The 17,991-nt window shown below is 73.4% G+C and carries 17 protein-coding genes; 12 read left to right on the top strand and 5 right to left on the bottom strand.

Going from position 1 to position 17,991, the window contains the following annotated elements; genetic code table 11:
• Nucleotides 1-4: 4 nt before the first annotated feature.
• From AC3A5R_RS07745 to AC3A5R_RS07755, 3 genes are read right to left on the bottom strand one after another with little or no spacing between them, the layout of a single operon-like run.
• Nucleotides 5-1,483 carry a ferredoxin family protein gene (locus tag AC3A5R_RS07745; RefSeq protein ID WP_487620182.1) on the bottom strand — a complete coding sequence of 493 codons (1,479 nt, stop codon included), beginning with the start codon at nt 1,481-1,483 and terminating at the stop codon, nt 5-7.
• Nucleotides 1,480-3,957 carry a DNA gyrase/topoisomerase IV subunit A gene (locus AC3A5R_RS07750; RefSeq protein ID WP_487620183.1) on the bottom strand — a complete coding sequence of 826 codons (2,478 nt, stop codon included), beginning with the start codon at nt 3,955-3,957 and terminating at the stop codon, nt 1,480-1,482. The genes AC3A5R_RS07745 and AC3A5R_RS07750 overlap by 4 nt, the downstream gene beginning before the upstream one ends.
• A gap of 60 nt (nt 3,958-4,017) precedes the next feature.
• A complete protein-coding gene (locus tag AC3A5R_RS07755; protein WP_487620184.1) occupies nt 4,018-4,641 on the bottom strand; it encodes a nitroreductase family protein in 624 nt (207 codons plus the stop codon).
• Nucleotides 4,642-4,696: 55 nt separating this feature from the next.
• Here AC3A5R_RS07755 and AC3A5R_RS07760 point away from each other — a divergent pair, with 55 nt between their 5' ends.
• The 4 genes from AC3A5R_RS07760 (at nt 4,697) to AC3A5R_RS07775 (ending at nt 9,996) form a co-directional block, all read left to right on the top strand.
• Nucleotides 4,697-7,417 (top strand): bifunctional acetate--CoA ligase family protein/GNAT family N-acetyltransferase, encoded by a 2,721-nt coding sequence (locus AC3A5R_RS07760; RefSeq protein WP_487620185.1) that lies wholly within the window; start codon nt 4,697-4,699, stop codon nt 7,415-7,417.
• 115 nt (nt 7,418-7,532) lie between these two features.
• Complete coding sequence (locus tag AC3A5R_RS07765) at nt 7,533-8,132, top strand: DUF5998 family protein (RefSeq protein ID WP_487620186.1); 600 nt, start codon at nt 7,533-7,535, stop codon at nt 8,130-8,132.
• A complete protein-coding gene (locus AC3A5R_RS07770; protein ID WP_487620536.1) occupies nt 8,129-9,295 on the top strand; it encodes an alkaline phosphatase family protein in 1,167 nt (388 codons plus the stop codon). Before AC3A5R_RS07765 ends, AC3A5R_RS07770 begins: the two co-directional genes overlap by 4 nt.
• An 11-nt stretch (nt 9,296-9,306) precedes the next feature.
• Nucleotides 9,307-9,996, top strand: a complete 690-nt coding sequence (locus AC3A5R_RS07775) for a thymidine kinase (protein ID WP_487620187.1) — start codon at nt 9,307-9,309, stop codon at nt 9,994-9,996.
• Between the two features lie 15 nt (nt 9,997-10,011).
• On the opposite strand, the gene sepH is transcribed toward AC3A5R_RS07775, so the two are convergent.
• Complete coding sequence (sepH, locus tag AC3A5R_RS07780; RefSeq protein WP_487620188.1) at nt 10,012-11,535, bottom strand: septation protein SepH; 1,524 nt, start codon at nt 11,533-11,535, stop codon at nt 10,012-10,014.
• Between the two features lie 117 nt (nt 11,536-11,652).
• Between sepH and AC3A5R_RS07785 the strand changes: the two genes are divergently transcribed.
• The 3 genes from AC3A5R_RS07785 to AC3A5R_RS07795 are packed head-to-tail and all read left to right on the top strand — an operon-like array spanning nt 11,653 to nt 14,369.
• Nucleotides 11,653-12,285, top strand: a complete 633-nt coding sequence (locus AC3A5R_RS07785) for a trimeric intracellular cation channel family protein (RefSeq protein WP_487620189.1) — start codon at nt 11,653-11,655, stop codon at nt 12,283-12,285.
• Between the two features lie 54 nt (nt 12,286-12,339).
• Complete coding sequence (locus AC3A5R_RS07790; RefSeq protein WP_487620190.1) at nt 12,340-13,473, top strand: ferrochelatase; 1,134 nt, start codon at nt 12,340-12,342, stop codon at nt 13,471-13,473.
• 11 nt (nt 13,474-13,484) lie between these two features.
• A complete protein-coding gene (locus tag AC3A5R_RS07795; protein WP_487620191.1) occupies nt 13,485-14,369 on the top strand; it encodes an inositol monophosphatase family protein in 885 nt (294 codons plus the stop codon).
• A 102-nt stretch (nt 14,370-14,471) separates the two neighbouring features.
• On the opposite strand, the gene AC3A5R_RS07800 is transcribed toward AC3A5R_RS07795, so the two are convergent.
• Nucleotides 14,472-14,657, bottom strand: a complete 186-nt coding sequence (locus tag AC3A5R_RS07800; RefSeq protein ID WP_323098620.1) for a hypothetical protein — start codon at nt 14,655-14,657, stop codon at nt 14,472-14,474.
• A 365-nt stretch (nt 14,658-15,022) separates the two neighbouring features.
• Between AC3A5R_RS07800 and AC3A5R_RS07805 the strand changes: the two genes are divergently transcribed.
• The 5 genes from AC3A5R_RS07805 to AC3A5R_RS07825 all read left to right on the top strand — a co-directional run bounded on the left by AC3A5R_RS07805 (nt 15,023) and on the right by AC3A5R_RS07825 (nt 17,977).
• On the top strand, nt 15,023-15,322 hold the full coding sequence (locus tag AC3A5R_RS07805; protein WP_323098619.1) for a DUF4193 domain-containing protein: 300 nt from the start codon (nt 15,023-15,025) through the stop codon (nt 15,320-15,322).
• Between the two features lie 65 nt (nt 15,323-15,387).
• Nucleotides 15,388-15,939: a dUTP diphosphatase gene (dut, locus tag AC3A5R_RS07810; protein WP_487620192.1), complete on the top strand. Its 552-nt coding sequence runs from the start codon at nt 15,388-15,390 to the stop codon at nt 15,937-15,939.
• Nucleotides 15,940-16,049: 110 nt separating this feature from the next.
• A complete protein-coding gene (locus tag AC3A5R_RS07815; RefSeq protein ID WP_487620193.1) occupies nt 16,050-16,814 on the top strand; it encodes a DUF3710 domain-containing protein in 765 nt (254 codons plus the stop codon).
• Nucleotide 16,815: 1 nt separating this feature from the next.
• A complete protein-coding gene (locus tag AC3A5R_RS07820; RefSeq protein WP_487620194.1) occupies nt 16,816-17,202 on the top strand; it encodes an OB-fold nucleic acid binding domain-containing protein in 387 nt (128 codons plus the stop codon).
• Nucleotides 17,195-17,977, top strand: coding sequence for a DUF3159 domain-containing protein (locus AC3A5R_RS07825; protein ID WP_487620195.1), 783 nt, complete (start codon nt 17,195-17,197; stop codon nt 17,975-17,977). Before AC3A5R_RS07820 ends, AC3A5R_RS07825 begins: the two co-directional genes overlap by 8 nt.
• Nucleotides 17,978-17,991 lie beyond the last annotated feature (14 nt).

Genomic DNA, 17,991 nt, shown 5'->3' on the forward strand with positions numbered 1-17,991 from the left:
CCTCCTACGGCTGGGACTGGGTGACCGCCGCGGCCGGGGACGGGCCGGCGACGACGGTGACGCGGTACTCGTGCACCGGCACCGCCTTCTTGCCGCACGACTCCGGCCGGGTCAGGCCCGATACGGCCCGCTCGACCCGGACGCGCCACACGCGGCCGTCCTCGTGGGTCACCGGGACGAGCCACGCATCGGGAGGCGTCGCGTCCGCAGGTTGGTCGGGGCGGGCCGCAGCGGGCCGCGGCTCGGCATCGCCGGCCCAGAGCGCCGGCAGGTGCGTCTCGCCGAGGAGGGCCCGCACGTGCGACTCAGCGCACTGGGCGGCCGGCTCGAGCGAGGAGCGACCGCGGTCGTGCTGTGGCCCCAGCAGCTCCTCGGGCGTGTGGCCGGTGGCGCTGGCGCCGAGCACCCACTCCGCGGCCGGGTCGTCGAGCCGGGCGTACGTCTGGCCCCAGGGCAGCAGCACGGCGGTCGGGGCGAACCGGTGTCCGCCGGTGTGCGACACCTCCCAGACGCGCCCGGGTGCCACTCGACCTGCGTGCACGGCCAGCGGTCGGCCTCTCACGGCGCAGCACACGTCGCGGCGGCCGTTCGTGCACACGAGCAGCGTCGGCTCCGCGGGCTCGGCGCCCGGCAGTGACGCGCGAACCATGGCCCGGCTGCCGCGCGCCAGGGCGCCCCAGTCGAGGCCGAAGAGGTCGCCGATGCTCGTGACCGTCGCCCGCAGCAGCCACGCGTCGCCCGGACGGGCACCCGCGTGGGCCAGCAGGACGGTGCGCGGCGCGTCGCTGGCCGGGTGGCCACCGGGCTTGCGGATCAGCATGAACCGGCCGCCGGCCTGCGCGGTGCGCGCGTCGAGCTCGGCACCGAGCTCGCGGTCGAGGTGCGACTCGCGGGCGGCGTCGCGGCCCCACGGGCCCGGCTGCTCGACGGCGACGAAGAACCGCGCACGCGCGGCCGTCCCGTAGGCGCTCGTGCCGTCGTGGTCGAAGAGGACCGAGCACGCGTCGCTCGCGGGCTCGCCGTGGCCCGTCGTGGCCGGGTGGGCGTCGTGCCCGTCCTCGCCCGCGGGCACGGGGTCGACAGGCGTGGCGGCTCCGCCCGCGTCCGCACTTCCGGTGTCGTCCTCGGTCTCTTCGGTCTCCTCGGTCTCCTCGGCGTCTGCTGAAGCCTCGGTCTCTTCTGACGCCTCGGCGTCCCCGGCGTCCTTTGAAGACTCGGTCTCTTCCGACGCCTCGGAGTCGTCGGAGGACTCCTGCGTCGCCTCGTCGTCGGACTGCGCCCCGCGCGGCGGGTCGGGCGTCGGGTCGGTGCCCTCGGACTCCGTGGTCGCGTCCTCGCCGTCGGGCTGCTCAGCCCCGGTGACGTCGGGTTCGCCGGCCACGTCGACCGACTCGGTCACCTCGGCTGCGTCGTCGGGCACCGCTGCGGCGCCGCGCTCCTGCTCCGGTCCGGGGGCCGACGCGTCGGCGGGGCGGGGCGTCACGACGCCGGGCCCGCCGACGCGCCCGCTGACGGCGGACCGGCGATGGCGCCGATGACGGTGTTCGTCGGGACGCCGGAACCGTCGCGCCGGCCGTCGGCCGGTGGCAGCTCGATGGCGACGCCGTTGGCTGCCGACGCGCGGGCCGGGGTGTTGCCGGCGAAGGCGAGCACGAGGGTGTCCTCTCCCTTGAGGAAGCGGTGGCAGCGGACGCCGCCGGTGGCCCGGCCCTTGGCCGGGTACTCGGCGTAGGGCGTCACCTTGAGCGAGCCTCCCTCGGTGCCGGGCAGTGCGCCGGAGGAGCCGGAGGAGGTGACCACGATGCCGTCGCGCGTCGGGTCGACGACGCCGAAGAAGACGGCACGGCCGAAGCCACCCAGCTTGATGCCCGCCATGCCGCCGGCCGAGCGGCCTTGCGGGCGAACCGACTTCGCGGGGAAGCGGAGCAGCTGTGCGTCGGTCGTGAGGAAGACGAGGTCGAGGTCGTCGCGGTCGGCGACGGCAGCACCGACGACGGAGTCGCCGTCCTTGAGGCTGATGACGTCCCAGTCGTTGCTCTTGGGCGCATCGGGCGTGACGCGCTTGACGACGCCGCTCGCGGTGCCGAGCGCGACGACCGGCGCCTCCGGGCCGATCGGCACGATGGTCAGCGGCTCCTCGCCCTTGCCGAGGTCGACGTAGGCCGCGAGCGGCGCGCCACCGGACAGGCTCGGCGCGCCGTTGGTCGGCGGCAGCGTCGGCAGGTCGAGCGCGGACAGCCGGACCATGCGCCCAGCCGAGGTGAGGAGGCCGAACTCCCCACGCGCCGTGGTGCGCACCGCGCCGACGACGACGTCGTGCTTCGAGCGCGACCCCTCGGCGCTGACCGGCTCGTCGGACCCCGTGCGGGCCAGCAGCCCGGTGGAGGACAGCAGCACCCAGCAGGGGTCGTCGGCGATCTCGAGGGGCGACGCGGCGGCGGCCGCCGCGCTCTGCCCCGAGCCCTCCAGCAGGACGGTGCGCCGCGGCGTCCCGTGCGACTTGGCGACGTCGGCCAGCTCGGTGGAGACGAGCTTCATGAGCAGCTTGTCGTTCTCGAGGATGGCGCGCAGCTCCTCGATGGTCTGCTCGAGGGTCTCCTTCTCCTTCTCCAGCTCGATGCGCGAGAACTTCGTCAGGCGCCGCAGCTGCAGCTCGAGGATGTAGTTGGCCTGCAGCTCGGACAGGTCGAAGACGCCCATGAGCCGCTCGCGGGCCGTGCCGGCGTCGTCGGAGGCGCGGATCAGCTGGATGACCTCGTCGATGTCGAGGATCGCGATGAGCAGGCCGTCGACGAGGTGGAGGCGGTCCTGGGCCTTCTTCATCCGGTAGGAGGTGCGCCGCCGCACGACGTCGGTGCGGAAGTCGACGTAGACCTTGAGGAGGTCCTTGAGGCCCATGGTGCGGGGCTGGCCGTCGTCGAGCGCGACGTTGTTGATGCCGAAGTTCTCCTCCATCGGCGTCAGCTTGTAGAGCTGCTCGAGGACGGCGTCGGGGTTGAACCCGTTCTTGATCTCGATGACGAGGTTGAGGCCCTGCGTGCGGTCCGAGAGGTCCTTGAGGTCGGAGATGCCCTGGAGCTTCTTGGCCTGGACGAGGTCCTTGATCTTGTCCATGACCTTCTCGGGGCCCACGAGGTAGGGCAGCTCGGTGACGACGATGCCCTTGCGGCGGGCGGTGATCGACTCGATGCGGGCCGTGGCGCGCGTGCGGAAGCTGCCGCGGCCGGTGAGGTAGGCGTCGCGGATGCCCTCGAGGCCGACGATCCTTCCGCCGCACGGCAGGTCGGGGCCGGGCACGAACTTCATCAGCTCGTCGAGCGAGCACGTCGGGTTGGCGATGAGGTGGCGCGCGGCGCCGATGACCTCGACGAGGTTGTGCGGCGGCATGTTCGTGGCCATGCCGACGGCGATGCCGGCGGCCCCGTTGACGAGCAGGTTCGGGAACGCGGCGGGCAGGACGCCCGGCTGCAGCTGGGTGTCGTCGTAGTTCGGGACGTAGTCGACGGTGTCCTCGTCGAGGCCCGAGACCATGAGCAGGGCGGCGTCGGCCATCCGGGCCTCGGTGTACCGGGCGGCGGCGGGGCCGTCGTCGAGCGAGCCGAAGTTGCCGTGCCCGTCGACGAGCGGCAGGCGCAGCGTGAACGGCTGGGCCATGCGCACCAGGGCGTCGTAGATCGCCTGGTCGCCGTGCGGGTGGTACTTGCCCATGACCTCGCCGACGACGCGTTGGCTCTTGACGTGGCCGCGGTCGGGGCGCAGGCCCAGCTCGTTGGCGCCGTAGAGGATCCGCCGCTGGACCGGCTTCAGCCCGTCACGGGCATCGGGGAGGGCACGGGAGTAGATGACGCTGTAGGAGTACTCGAGGAAGGCGTTCTGCATCTCCTCCTCGACGTCGATCCCGACGATCTTCTCCTCGAAGTCCTCAGGGGGAGGCGTGGTGGTGGTGCGTCGGGCCATGCCGGGTGCTGCTCCTTGCCGTGCCGCTGTCGGTGAACGCCCCATCTTCGCGCAGGCCGCTCAGGTCGGCTCACCTGCCACGCCGAAACGGCCCCAGTGGGCCACCTCGGAGCCGGTCCGGCGGTGCCGGCGCAGGCTCGGACTCTTGGGGCCGGGCACCGAGTAGCCGATCGAGACCACGCCGACGATCCGACGCTCGTCGGGGATGCCGAGGGACGCCTTGACGGCGGGGTGGCGTGGGGCAGGGACCCCGAAGAAGAGGCTGCCGAGACCCTCGTCGGTGGCCGTGAGCAGCACGAGCAGGGCCGCCATGCCGGTGTCGACGTCCCAGTACGGCACCGGCCAGCGGGCCTCGTCGCGGTCGGTCCAGCCCTTGTCCGGCGCGGCGTACCGGTCGAGGTAGGCGTCCTTGTCCGACAGGCACAGCACGAGCACCGGCGCGGCCTTGATGCCGCCGAGCCACGGGTCGTCGCCCGACGCGCCCTGCTCGGCCGACGCGTCCCAGAACACCCGGCGCTCGGCGTCGGTCGACAGCACGAGGAAGTCCCAGCCCTGGCTGAACCCGGCGCTCGGTGCCCGCACGGCGTTGTCGAGGCAGCGCTGCACGACCTCGCGCGGCACCGGGCGGTCCGGGTCGTAGCGGCGGGACATGTGACGGGCGCGGACGACCTCGGTGAACTCCATGTGGCCAGCCTCGCACCGCAGGTGCGCCCGCGGCGCGACGTGACACCATGGCCCCATGGTTTCGGGAGCGGACCAGCAGGCCGGCACCGGCGCGCCCGGGGCCGTGCCCACCGCAGGGGCGGCCCCGGACGACTGGCCCGCCGGGCCCGTCGAGTGGGAGGCCGACGTCGTGCTGCGCGACGGCACCGTCGCGCACGTGCGCCCGATCGGGCCGGGAGACGCCGACGGCATCCGAACCTTCCACGCGCGCCAGTCCGACGAGTCGATCTACCTGCGCTTCTTCGCGCCCCTGCGCCAGCTGAGCGACCGCGACGTGCACCGCTTCACCCACGTCGACCACCACGACCGGGTCGCGCTCGTGGCCACCCTCGACGACGAGATCATCGGCATCGGCCGCTACGACCGCATCGACGCCGGCAGCGCCGAGGTCGCCTTCAACATCTCCGACCACTACCAGGGCAAGGGCATCGGCTCGGTGATGCTCGAGCACCTCGCGGCCATCGCCCAGGAGCTCGGGATCACCCGGTTCACCGCGGAGGTGCTGCCGCAGAACCGCAAGATGCTCCAGGTGTTCCGCGAGGCCGGCTACGAGGTGTCCCACCACGTCGAGGACGGCGTGGTCGAGGTGTCCTTCGACATCCTGCCGACCGAGCAGAGCAAGGCCGTGCAGCTGGCGCGCGAGCACCGCGCCGAGGCCCGCAGCATGAGCACGATCCTCTTCCCGCAGCGAGTGGCCATCATCGGTGCGAGCCGGCGCGCGGAGTCGATCGGGGCGCTCGTGCTGCGCAACATCCTCGCGGCCGGGTTCGCCGGCGAGATCTACCCGATCCACCGCGTTGCCGACACGATCCAGGGGTTGCGGGCCTACCCGACCATCGCCGACGTGCCCGAGCAGGTCGACCTGGCCATCGTCGTCGTCCCCGCCGAGCAGGCCGTCGACGTCGTCAAAGAGTGCGGCAAGGCCGGCGTCCGGGCCCTGCTCGTCATGTCGTCGGGCTTCGCCGACGCGGGGGAGGAGGGGGCGCGCCTGCAGGACAAGCTGCGTCGACGCGTCCGCCGCGCCGGCATGCGCCTCGTCGGCCCGAACAGCTTCGGGCTCGTCAACAACGACCCCGACGTGCGTCTCAACGCGACGCTGGCCCCCGTCATACCGGAGCGGGGGCGGCTCGGCCTCTTCGCCCAGAGCGGCGCGCTCGGCGTCGCGGTGCTCGCCTCGGCGGCCCGGCGCGGCCTCGGCATCTCGGTGTTCGCCTCGGCCGGCAACCGCGTCGACGTCTCGGGCAACGACCTCATGCAGTACTGGATCGACGACCAGTCCACCGACACCGTGGGGCTCTACCTCGAGTCGATGGGCAACCCGCGCAAGTTCTCGCGCATCGCCCGGCAGCTGGCCCAGGTCAAGCCCGTCGTCGTCGTGTCCTCCGGCGTCTCGAGCTACGCGGCCCCACCGGGACACCGCACCCGTGTCACCCACGCCCCGCCCCAGGCCTTCGACGCCCTGCTGCGCCAGGCCGGTGTCATCCGCGTCGAGAACGTGCACCAGCTCTTCGACGTCGCACAGCTGACGCTGCACCAGCCGCTGCCCAAGGGGGAGCGGGTCGCCATCGTCGGCAACTCCGACGCCCTCGGCGCGCTCAGCGCGTCGGCGTGCCTCAGCTGGGGCCTGCGCGTCACGCACGGACCGGTGTCGCTGCTGCCGCAGGCATCCGCCGAGGAGTTCGCGGCCGCGCTCGACGCCGCGTTCGCCGACGACGACGTGGACAGCGTCGTCGCCGCGTTCATCCCGCCCCTCGTGACCCAGGACGAGGAGGTGCTCACCGCGGTGCGGTCGATTGCGGCCAGCCACGAGAAGCCCTGCGTGGCAACGTTCCTCGGCATGCGCGGCGTCGGCGACCTGCTGTCGTACGAGCAGGACGGGCAGCACCGCTCGGTGCCGGTGTACTCGATGCCCGAGGACGGTATCCGCGCCCTCAACGCCGTGACGCGGTACGCCCAGTGGCGCTCACGCGACCGCGGCAGCCAGGTGAGCCCCATCGGCATCGACCGCCTGCGGGCCGAGCGCATCATCGACGAGGTGCTCGCCGGCTCGCCCGACGGGCGCGCCCTGACCCGTGAGGAGTCTCGCGACCTGCTCGGTTCCTACGGCATCCGGCTGTGGCCGGCCGTCGAGGTCACCACCGCCGACACGGCCGTGGCGGCCGCCGACCTGCTGACCTACCCCGTCATCCTCAAGTCCACCTCGCCCGTCGTGCGCCACCAGCCGGGGCTCGTCGGGGTTCGCGGCGACCTCGTCGACGCCGAGGCGGTCCGCGAGGCGCACGCGTCGCTGACCGGCCGCCTCGGCCCGCTCGGCGCCGACCGGTTCGTCGTGCAGCGGATGGCCGTGCCCGGCGTCTCGTGCGTCGTGCGGGCCAGCGAGGACCCGCTCTTCGGGCCGGTCGTCTCCTTCTCCGTGGCCGGCCCGCCCACCGAGCTGCTCGGCGACGTCGCCCACCGCATCCCCCCGCTCACGGACGTCGACGTCACGGACCTCATCGACGGCGTCAAGGCCGCCCCGCTGCTCAGCGGCCACCGTGGTGCCGCCCCCGTGCACCGAGCGGCGCTGGCCGACCTCGTGGCGAGGCTCTCGGTTCTCGCCGACGACCACCCGGAGCTCGCCTCCGTCGAGCTCAACCCCGTCAACGCGTGGACCGGCGGCGTCGACGTGCTCGGTGCCGAGGTCGTCGTGCGGCACGCCCTCGTGCGCAAGGATCCGGGCCGCCGCCGGATGACCTGACGGGGCGCGGGCCTGGCCCCGACCCTGTGGACGACGCCTCGCCCGAGCGCCCCGGCGTCCACACCCACAGGTCGGCGGGGACGGTGCCGGGCCGGGCGGGTGCAAGGATGGGGTCATGCGACGCACGACCCAGGACGCCCACCGGGCCCTCCCCGACGACCTCACGGCGGACATCACCCGCGCGGGCTACTACCCGGACCTCGTGTGCGACGTCGTCGAGTCCGCCGTCGCCGACGACGAGGTCGTCAGCCACCTCGTGCACCAGGAGACGACCTTCGACCACGAGACGGTCCGCCGGCACGTCACGGTCCTCGTCGTCACGCCGCAGCGCCTCGTCATCGCCCACGCCGACGACCACGCCGAGCCCGACGACAAGCTCATGGCCACGGCCACCACCGAGACCGTGCCGCTCGTCGCCGTCCGGGGGGTCATGCTGACCCACGTCGTGTCCGAGCCCGAGACCTTCACCGCCGGCAGCCACGGGCGCGACCTCACCCTGACCCTCGGCTGGGGAGCGGTGAGCCGCCTCGACATGATCCCGGCCCAGTGCGGCGACCCCGACTGCACCGCCGACCACGGCTTCGAGGGCACCATCGCCTCCGACGACATCTCGCTGCGGATCAGCTCGGCCGCCGACGGTGAGGCCGCCGTCGGCAAGGCGATGCGGTTCGCGCGCGTCCTGTCGGCGAGCATCGGCGGCGGCCCGGCTCTCTGACGGTGAGCAGCCCCGACGCGCCCGCAACCGCCCCCGCGCTCGACTGGTCCGGACCGACGCTCGCCTCCGTCCTGCCTTCGATGGCCGCCAGTCTCGGAGTGCCCGCCTATGCCGGGCGCGACGTCCTCGGCCTGCCCGACGCCGCCCGCGCCGTCGTCGTCCTCGTCGACGGGCTCGGGCACGACCTGCTGCGCCAGCGCAGCGGCCACGCCCCGTTCCTGCGCTCGCGGTTCGAGTCCATGCAGCGGGTGCCCTGCGGGTTCCCGACGACCACCGCCACCTCGATGGGCTCCTTCGGCACCGGGCTGCCACCGGGCAGTCACGGCCTCGTCGGCATGCAAGTGCTCGACCCGGACACCGACCGCGTCCTCAACGAGCTGTCGTGGGAGAACGGCCCCGACCCGCGAGCCTGGCAGCCGAACCGGACCGTCTTCGAGGAGGCCGCCTCCGCCGGGCTCGCCGTCACCATGGTCGGCCCGCACTACTTCGACGGCTCCGGCCTCACCACGGCTGCCCTGCGCGGCGGCGTCTTCCGCGCCGCGCACGCGCTCGAGGCCCGGGTCGACGCCGCCCTGTCGGCGGTGCGTGCCGCACCGCGTTCGCTCGTCTACCTCTACTGGGGCGAGGTCGACAAGGTCGGGCACGTGCACGGCTGCCAGTCGTGGCAGTGGGGCGACGAGGTCGAGGCCGTCGACGCCGCGCTGCGCCGCCTCGCCGGAAGCGTGCCGGCCGACACCGTGGTCGTCGTCACCGCCGACCACGGCATGGTCGACGTGCCCTTCCAGGCACGTGTCGACCTCGTCGACGAGCCTGCCCTCATGGCGGGGGTGCGCCATCTCGGCGGCGAGCCCCGCAACCTCCAGCTGTACACGCAGCCGGCTGCCCTCGCCGACGTCGCCGCCACCTGGACCGAGCGCTTCGCCGGCCGGGCGCGCGTGCTGACTCGCGAGCAGGCGGTCGACGAGGGCTGGTTCGGCGCCGTCAGCGCCCGCGTCGCCCCGCGCATCGGCGACCTGCTCGTCGTCACCGGAGACGACCTGGCCGTCGTGCACTCCGGCCTGATGCGGCCCGAGGTCGTCCGCCTGCTCGGCCTGCACGGGTCGACGAGCGACGCGGAACTCGCCGTGCCCGTGGTCGTGGTGCCGCCCCGCGTCGCCCCCTAGGGTGGTGCCCCGTGGCTGAGCTCGTCTTCTTCTCCGGGACCATGGACTGCGGCAAGTCGACGCTCGCCCTCCAGATGGACCACAACCACGGCGCCCGCGGACGCGTCGGACTCATCTTCACCAAGATGGACCGCGCCGGCACCAACGTCCTGTCCTCGCGGCTCGGCCTGTCGACCGGCGCGCTCGAGGTCGAGGACACCCTCGACTTCTGGGAGTCCGTCGTCGAGCGAGCCACGTCCGGGCAGCGCATCGACTACCTCATCTGCGACGAGGCCCAGTTCTACACCGGCGAGCAGGTCGAGCAGCTGGCCAGGGTCGTCGACGAGATGGACATCGACGTCTTCGCCTTCGGCATCACCGCCGACTTCCGCACCGAGCTGTTCCCGGGCAGCAAGCGGCTCATCGAGCTGGCCGACCGCGTCCAGGTGCTCCAGGTCGAGGCGCTGTGCTGGTGCGGCCGTCGCGCCACGACCAACGCGCGCGTCCTCGACGGCGTCATGGTCGTCGAGGGCGAGCAGGTCGTCGTCGGCGACACCAAGCCGGGCGCCGGAGTCGTCGAGTACGAGGTGCTGTGCCGCCGTCACTACATGCGGCGGATGACCTCCCACGCCGCGCGCGCCGCGGCGGTGTCGCCCGAGCTGCTGCCGTTCGACCTCGACGTGTGCCCGCTGCCGCCCCTGCCGATCACGCAGGCCGACTGACCACCCTCCGAAAGGTCACTCGCCGCGGCGGCCGAACATGATGTCGTCCCAGCTCGGGACGCTCGGACGCCCGGACTTGCGGGCCGCCGGCCGCGCCGGGGGAGTCGGGCGTGGGTCGCTCGCGGTCGCGCGCTCCTCGATGAGCTCGCCGGACTCCTCGTCGTCCTGCTCCGGCGCATCGTGCGCGTGATGCACGTCGGCGGTCTGTACGTCGGCCGGCTGCTCGCGCCGGCCGACGGCGGCGACGGCCGGCGCCGCGGGCGTGTCCTCGGCGTGCTCCACGTCGACGGTGTCGTCCGCATCGTTCGTGTCGTCCGTGTCGACTGCGTCCTCTGGGTCGTCTGCGTCGTCACCGACGTCCGGACGGTCACGGTCGGTGGGGTGCGCGGCCTCGACGCGGGCCGCCGCGGGGCCGACGTGCTCGACGGCCTCGTCCGGCGCGGGGTGCTCGGGCTGCTCGAACTGCTCGGGCTGCTCGGCCAGGGCAGGCGACCGGGGCCGACCTGTCGCGCCCGCCTGGCGCACCGGCTGGGTGCGCTCGGCGCGGCGGGCCTTGCGGGCCGCAGCCTCGGGACCGATGCGGTCCGCGGCGTCGCCGTGCTTCTCGACGTCCGGGTCGTCCTCGGGGTGGGTGTGCGCGGCGGGCGGCAGCTGCTCGCGCGGGTCCCTGGCGAGCTCCTCGAGGGGCAGGGCCTCCTCCGGGACGTCCTCGAGCCCTGGCACCTCGGCGGCGCGCGGCCGGCGACGGCCTCGACGCTGGGCGCTGCGCTCGCGCATCGCCGCCATGAGGTCGACGGTCTCGCCCTCGCGACGCCGGGCGCTTGCCGAGACGCCGGTGGCCCGACGCGTCTCGCCGGTGTCCCGCGGCTCGCCGACGCCACCCTCGGCCTCGACGTCGTAGACGCGGCTCGGTCGGGTGGACGCAGCCAGGTGCGGGGTGGGGATGGGTCCGGGGGCCTGCTGCTCCTCGTCCTCGCTGAGCCAGCGGGCCTCGTCGTCGAGCACCGTCACGGTCCGCGAGAGCGGGTCGTAGTGCCAGGCGGCCTCCCGCTCGCGGCCCCCGGCGAGGAAGCGCAGCAGCGCCGTCCACGTGCCGGCCTCGGTGCGGCGGGAGTCCCAGCGGACCGAGCCGAGGTCGATCTCCCGGGATCGCAGGCGCTCGGAGACCCTGGCGTCGAGCGTGGGGGAGGCGCCGTGCGACGCACCTCGGGCCCGCAGCCGGGCCTGTCGGGCCAGGCCTGCGACGTGCTCGCGCTCGGCGAGGATCGGCCCTTCGTAGCGGTGCACCTTCTCGACGGGCCAGCCGGCGCGTTCGGCGACCTCCTCGGCCGAGAGCCCCGCGCGGATCATCGCCTGCACGTCGCGCGGACGCGCGCCACCGGAGATCTCGATCTGCAGCTGCCCGAGCCGCGGCCGGTCGCGCCGCGCGGCCGCGCGCAGCGGCTCGTCGAGCGGGAGGGCGAACCCGTTGCCGTCGTCGTCGGTCAGCAGCAGGTGCGTGCCGTCCTCGTGGACGCCGACGAGCCGGAGGTGCTGCATGGAAGGGTCCTTCGGTGGGTGGAGAGGGCGGGTCGGTGGGCTGGTGGTGGATCGAGCATGCCACCGGCCGGGCGGGCACGAAAGCGCCCACGCCGCGCGGGTACCGTTTGCTCTGGCATGCCCACCTCGTACGCCTCCGCCCAGCTCGCCCTCGACATCGTCGGCGTGTTCGTCTTCGCGCTCTCCGGCGGTCTCGTCGCCGTCAAGAAGCGCTTCGACCTCTTCGGTGTCCTCGTGCTCGCCTGTGCCGCCGCGCTCGGTGGCGGCATCGTGCGCGACCTGCTCATCGGCGACATCCCACCGGTCGGCATCAGCGACTGGCGGCTGCTCACGGCGGCCGCCCTCGGTGGGCTCGTCACCTTCCTCTACCACCCGGCCGTCGAGCGCACGACCCGCTTCGTCCGGGTCCTCGACGCCGCCGGCCTCGCCGTGTTCGCCGTCGCCGGAAGCCTCAAGGCCGTCACGACCCCGGGCGTCGCGCCCGTCGCGGCCGTCCTCGTCGGCGTCATCACCGCGGTCGGCGGAGGCGTCGTGCGCGACCTGCTCGCCGGGCAGGTGCCCGAGGTGCTGCGTCGCGAGCTCTACGCCCTGCCGGCCATGCTCGGTTCGGTCGTCATCGTCGTCGCAGCTCGTCTGGGCTCGCTGCAGGACTGGCTGCTGTGGACCGCGGTCGGCCTGGTCTTCGCCGTGCGCATGGTCGCGGTGCGCCTCGACCTCAACGCTCCCGTCCCGCTGAGATCCGGCCCCTGAGCGCGCCGCACAGCACCCGCACCACCACACCCGATCGAGAGGCCCCAGCCACCCATGACAGGTCAGACCCCCAGCAGCGCCCGGCCCGACGCGTCGGCCCCGGCCTCGCTCGAGCCCTACGACGCCGTCCTCCTGCTCGGCTTCGGCGGCCCCGAGGGCCCCGACGAGGTCATGCCGTTCCTGCGCCGGGTCACGGCCGGGCGCGGCATCCCCGACGAGCGGCTCGCCGCCGTCGGTGAGCACTACTTCCTCTTCGGCGGTCGCAGCCCCATCAACGACCAGAACCGCGCGCTCATCGCGGCCCTGCGCCGCGAGCTCGACGCCCGGGGGATCGACACCCCGGTCGTCTGGGGCAACCGCAACAGTGAACCGTTCATCCCCGACGCCCTCCGCAAGGCGCACGCCGAGGGGCACCGCCGCGTCCTCACCCTGACGACCAGCGCCTACTCCTCCTACTCCTCGTGCCGCCAGTACCGCGAGAACCTCGCCGACGCCGACGCGGAGCTGCGCGAAGAGGGGGTCGAGCTCGAGATCGACAAGGTCGCCCAGTACGCCCCGCGGCCGGGCTTCGCCGCCGCCAACCTCGAGGAGCTCGTGCGCTCGCTGCGCGCCCTCGACGGCCTCCCCGACGGCGAGCTCGCGCTCCTCTTCGTCACCCACTCCATCCCCGACGCCATGGACGACACGTCGGGCCCGGGCGACGGCGAGGGCAACCTCTACCGCCGCCAGCACCTCGCGCTCGCCTCGCACCTCGCCGAGGAGGCCGGACGCGTCCTCGGCCGTGAGCTCACCGGTGAGCTGGTGTACTGCTCGCGGTCCGGACCGCCCACCCAGCCGTGGCTCGAGCCCGACGTCAACGACCGCATCGAGGAGCTCGTGGCCGAGGGGGTCTCGACCGTCGTCCTGGCGCCGGTCGGTTTCGTGTCCGACCACATGGAGGTCGTCTACGACCTCGACACCGAGGCGCAGCAGACGTGCGACCGGCTCGGCGTCCGGCTCGTCCGGGTACCGACCGTCGGTACGGGTGAGGCGTTCGTGCGCGACCTCGCCGACGCGCTGCTGGAACGGGCCGCCGAGGCCCGTGGCGAGGCCGTGCCGCAGTTCGAGGGGCGGATGCCCTCGGTGTGCGCTCCCGGCTGCTGCCCCAACCTGCGCACCGCCCGACCGGCCCTCTGCGGTCGCGACTGAGGAGGGCCCCGATGACCGGACTGCCAGACCTTCCCGAGGGCCTCGACCTCGCCGACCTCGAGCGCACCGTCGTCGCCATCGCCACCCAAGCGGCTCGCTTCATCCGCGACGAGCGGCCCGACGGCGTCGGGGTCGCCGCGACGAAGTCCACCGACACCGACGTCGTCACCGTCATGGACCGACGTTCCGAGGAGCTGCTCCACCGCCTCATCCAGCAGGCGCGCCCCGACGACGGGATCCTCGGTGAGGAGGGCGTCGACGTCGCCGGCACCTCGGGCCTGACGTGGGTCGTCGACCCGATCGACGGGACCGTCAACTACCTCTACCGGGTGCCGGCCTACGCCGTCTCGGTCGCCGTCGTCGTCGGCGACCCGTCGGCCGAGGGTCGCTGGGCGCCGGTGGCGGGCGCCGTCGCGGACCCGTGCCTCCGCCTGGTGCACCACGCCCGACGAGGCGGCGGGGCCTGGACACGTCCCGAGGGCGCCACGCCGGACGACCCGGGCACCCGCCTCGCGGTGTCGACCGAGGACCGCCTGGGGCGCACCCTGCTCGCCACGGGCTTCGGCTACGCGCCGGAGAAGCGAGCGCGCCAGGCCGAGGTGCTGACGCGCGTCCTGCCCCAGGTGCGCGACATCCGCCGGATCGGCAGCGCGGCCCTCGACCTCGTCCGCGTGGCCGACGGGTCCGTCGACGCCTACGCCGAGTCAGGCCTCAACGCCTGGGACCTCGCCGCCGGCTGGCTCGTCGTCGAGGAGGCCGGTGGCGTCGTCGTCGGCGCAGCGGGCGCAGCAGCCGGGCCGGGCGCAGCAGCCGCGCCGGGCGCTCCGGGAAAGGAGCTGACCGTCGCGGCCGGGCCGGCCCTCGTCGAGCCGGTCCGCGAGCTGTTCACGAGCTGACCCGCATCGGGCGGCAGGCGGATGGTGTCCACGGTGGCCGGACACGACGAACGGGCACCCGGCAGAGGCCGGGTGCCCGTGATGTCGAGGGGTGCCGAGGGCTCAGGCGGCCGCGAACGGCACGAGCTCCGGAACGTGGATGTCGTTGTCGTGGGCGAGCCGGGCGAACGACTCGAGCTCGCCGGTGTGCACGCGCACCCGGTACTCGTCGCCGGCGGCCTGTGCCTCGGCGAGCTCGTCGAGCGTCGCGCTCACGCGCTGGCGGATCTCGTCGACGAACTGGGTCATGGTGCACCTCCGGGCCGGTGGAAGGATGTCGGTCGGGTCCGCAGACCCTACCGCGGCGACGGACCTCCACCGTGCACCGGACCACGTCGGTCGAGGGCAAAGGAACGGTGAACTATTGGTCTGCAGAGGGTAGGGACAGGCCCGGCGGAGCATGCGGGACCGGACCCGAGGGGTCGGGAGTGTGGCGAGCGTCTCAGGCTGTGAAAGGGCCGACGTGACATCGCCGTGATGTTCAGGCACAATCCGCGCACGCAGAGAGATGTTTCGGGGCGGTAGAACCGGTCCACCGCGCAGGGAACAAGCGTGAGCCACCGAGCGTTCTCCGCCACACAGACGCAGGCGCACGAAGAGAAGCGAGATTCCAGATGGCAACCGATTACGACGCGCCACGCAAGACCGACGACGACCTCAGCGAGGACTCGCTCGAGGAGCTCAAGTCGCGACGGGTCGACAAGACCTCGTCGAGCGTGGACGTGGACGAGACCGCGGAGGCGGAGGGCTTCGAGCTGCCCGGCGCCGACCTGTCCGGCGAGGAGCTGTCGGTCCGGGTCCTGCCCAAGCAGGCCGACGAGTTCACCTGTGGCCAGTGCTTCCTGGTCCACCACCGCAGCCAGCTCGCCAAGGAGAGCAACGGCATGATGATCTGCACGGACTGCGCCGCCTGAGCGGCTCGGTCGGTCACGTTCACGCGCAGGTGCCTGCAGCGCAGGAGCAAGTAGGGTCGGTCCACGTGACCGACCCTTGTGCTGTCCCGGACGCCGCGCCCGCGCTGGCGGTGCTCCGGCTCGACCCCGAGCTCCCGATGCCTGCCTACGCGCACCCGGGCGACGCCGGAGCCGACCTCCGGGCCCGCGCGGACGTCACCATCGCGCCGGGGGAGCGGGTCCTCGTGCCCACCGGCGTGGCCATCGCGCTGCCGCCCGGCCACGCCGGTTTCGTCCACCCGCGATCGGGCCTCGCTGCCCGGCACGGGATCTCGATCGTCAATGCTCCGGGCACCGTCGACGAGGGGTACCGCGGCGAGATCCTCGTCAACCTCGTCAACCTCGACCCGCGTGAGGCCTTCACGGTGCGCCGCGGCGACCGCATCGCCCAGCTCGTGGTGCAGCGCGTCGAACGGCCGGTGTTCCTCGAGGTTGACTCGCTCGACGAGACGGTCCGGGGTGACACTGGACATGGGTCCACCGGCGGTTTCGGGCCGGGGGACCCCGGACCGGGTCACGGGGGCGACGGGGCAGACGCCCCGCCGAGCGCGCGGGACGCCACCACGGCTCACGGGTGATCGGGTACGGTTCGCCGGGCGCCCACTCGGGACCGCCCGGCCGGCTCGGCCCAGCACGACCCAGCTCCACCCCAAGCTCGACGCAGCAGTACTCATAAGGACGGAATGACGTGGGACTCTTCAGCCGCGGCAAGTCGCGCAGCAACGACGACGAGGCGTTCGTCGACGACGCCGAGGGCGCTGAGGGCGCCGAGGGCGTCGGGGGTCCCGACGGGACCGACGACCTCACCGAAGGCGCGCCGGCCACCACGGGCCCGCTCGATCGTGGGTCGGTCGACGACGACACCGACTACCTCAACCTCGGCTCGATCTGGCTGCGCGGCCAGCAGGACATGGAGCTGCGCCTCGAGGTCAACGAGCAGGAGCAGCAGATCGTCGGCGTCACCGCCGTCATCGGTGAGTCCGCAGTACAGCTGCAGGCCTTCGCGGCCCCGCGCACCGAGGGCGTCTGGGTCGAGATCCGCAACGAGATCGCCAAGAGCATCACCGACGCCGGTGGCACCGCCGAGGTGCAGACCGGTGACTTCGGTGAGGAGCTGCTGACGCGGATGCCCCAGAACGGCCCCGACGGGCGCACCGTGTTCATGCCGGCCCGCTTCGTCGGCGTCGACGGCCCGCGCTGGTTCCTCCGCGCCGTGGTGTCCGGCCGCGCCGCGATCGAGCCGGCGGCGGCCGAGGCCGTCCACGAGGTCATCCGCACGGCCGTGGTCGACCGCGGCGACGAGGCCATGCCGCCCCGCGAGCTGCTGCCGCTGCGCCTGCCCGAGGCCCAGCAGGCCGGCGCGGACGACGGTGAGGACCAGCCCGAGGGCGCCCCGAACGTCGAGGACCTGCGCCCGTTCGAGCGCGGCCCCGAGATCACCGAGGTCCGCTGAGGTGTCCACCCGCGCGGGCACGCTGCGCCGCCTCGCCGACCTCGTGCGGCCGTCGCACGAGCTCGAGGCGGCCGAGCTGCGCCAGGAGTCGACCGACGTGGGCGTCATCCACATCGTCGATGCCCGGCTGCGCAGCAGGGCCACCGTCCGCGGCGAGATCCGCTCGGTGACGCTACGCCCCCGCGACGAGACGCCGGCCCTCGACGCCGAGCTGTGGGACGGCACCGCGTCCCTGCACCTGGTGTGGCTGGGCCGGCGGCGCATCGCCGGCATCGTGCCCGGCATCAAGATCGAGGCGACCGGTCGCGTCACCCGGCAGCGCTCCGTGACGACGATGTTCAACCCCGCCTACGAGATCATCGGGAAGCCGGGGTCCTCCCATGCCTGACCGCGACACCGACGGCTCCGTGACGCCGGCCGCCGAGCCGCCCATCGAGACGACCGTTGAGACGTCGCGCGCGACCTCCGCCGAGAGGCCGACGGACGGCGTGCAGCGCGGCGAGGCGGACCTCAAGCGCTACGAGACGGTCGAGGAGCTGCTCCGCGACAAGCTGTCCGAGGCGATCGGCGGCTGGCGCGGGGCCGTCGAGTCGGCCGTGCCCACGCTCGCCTTCGCGCTCGTGTGGGCCCGCACCCAGGATCTCCGCACGGCGCTCGTCGTCGCGGGCGCCTGCGTCGGCCTGCTGCTCGTGGTCCGCCTCGTCCAGCGCCAGGACCCGCGCTTCATCGCCTACGCCGCGGTCGGCGTCGCCATCTCGGCCTTCTTCGCGCTCCGGTCGGGCAAGGCCGAGGACGCCTTCCTGCCGGGGATGCTCCAGAACGCCGGGCTGCTCGTGCTGCTCCTCGTGACGAACCTGACCCGCTGGCCGCTGTTCGGCTTCGTCGTCGGGGTCGCCGAGCCCGAGGCGTTCGCCGAGAACCCGACGTGGTGGCGGCGGCACCGGGGGATCGTCACCGTCGCGATGCGCCTCGCGTGGGTCCTCATCGCCCTCAACGTCGTGCGCCTGTCGATCATGGTGCCGCTCTACCTCGCAGAGCAGGTGGCCGCCCTCGGCGTCGCCAAGGTCGTGCTCGGGTGGCCCGCCTACCTGCTCGCCATCACCGCCATGGGTGCGATCCTGCTGCGCGGGCGCACCCCGATCGACCCGAACCGCCTCGCCTGACGCGTTCGGGCTGA

The sequence above is a fragment of the Intrasporangium sp. Soil_C_50 genome, from assembly GCF_057656595.1.